General features: G+C 56.5%; 1 rRNA gene. It reads right to left on the bottom strand.

Annotated features, from left to right (window positions below):
• Positions 1-1,030 (bottom strand): 23S ribosomal RNA (locus AB0I03_RS27175); the annotation flags it as partial.

Below are 1,030 nucleotides of genomic sequence, written 5' to 3'. Positions count from 1 at the left end.
AGTCGTTACGCCATTCGTGCAGGTCGGAACTTACCCGACAAGGAATTTCGCTACCTTAGGATGGTTATAGTTACCACCGCCGTTTACTGGCGCTTCAATTCACCACTGCAGCCTTACGGCTTGATGGATCCTCTTAACGTTCCAGCACCGGGCAGGCGTCAGTCCATATACCTCACCTCACGGCTTCGCATGGACCTGTGTTTTTAGTAAACAGTCGCTTCCCCCTGGCCTCTGCAACCCCCTCCAGCTTCCGTGCGCATGCACCACCAGAAAGGGCCCTCCTTCTCCCGAAGTTACGGAGGCAATTTGCCGAGTTCCTTAACCACACATCACTCGAACGCCTCAGTATACTCTACCTGACCACCAGTGTCGGTTTAGGGTACTGGCCGACTACCACTCGCTAGAAGCTTTTCTCGACAGCACGGGATCACCGAATTCACTCAAAAGAGCTATGCTTCAGCGCTCACCCTCCAGACCTAACTGGGCACCCCCGGATTTACCTGGGAATGCGGGCTACCACCTTACCCCGCCTAATCCACCAGACGGTACAGCTACCCCACTGCGTCACTCCATCACTACGCTACACACGGAAAGGACCCCAACCACTCACTGACGAGTACCGACCCGAAGGTCAGCGCCCGCCGGCTTGCAGCCGGTTAGCACAACCGCTATCACTCATACGCGGTACTCGGGTACCGGAATATCAACCGGTTATCCATCGACTACGCCTCTCGGCCTCGCCTTAGGCCCAGACTAACCCAGGGCGGAACAGCCGTCCCCTGGAACCCTTAGTCAATCGGCGCACAGGATTCTCACCTGTGTTTCGCTACTCATGCCTGCATTCTCACTCGTACAAAGTCCACCCCATGGGTTACCCCGGAGCTTCACCCCATGTACGACGCTCCCCTACCCAACCCCAGCAGTCGTAACTGCTGGGCATTGCTACGGCTTCGGCGGTGCACTTCAGCCCCGCTACATTATCGGCGCAAAACCACTCGACCAGTGAGCTATTACGCACTCTTTCAAGGGT

Origin of the sequence: Glycomyces sp. NPDC021274 (genome assembly GCF_040641195.1) — a bacterium.
Classification (GTDB): Bacteria; Actinomycetota; Actinomycetes; order Mycobacteriales; family Micromonosporaceae; genus Glycomyces.
The sequence above is the reverse complement of the archived record's forward strand: the minus strand, read 5'-3'. Positions and strand labels throughout refer to the sequence as shown.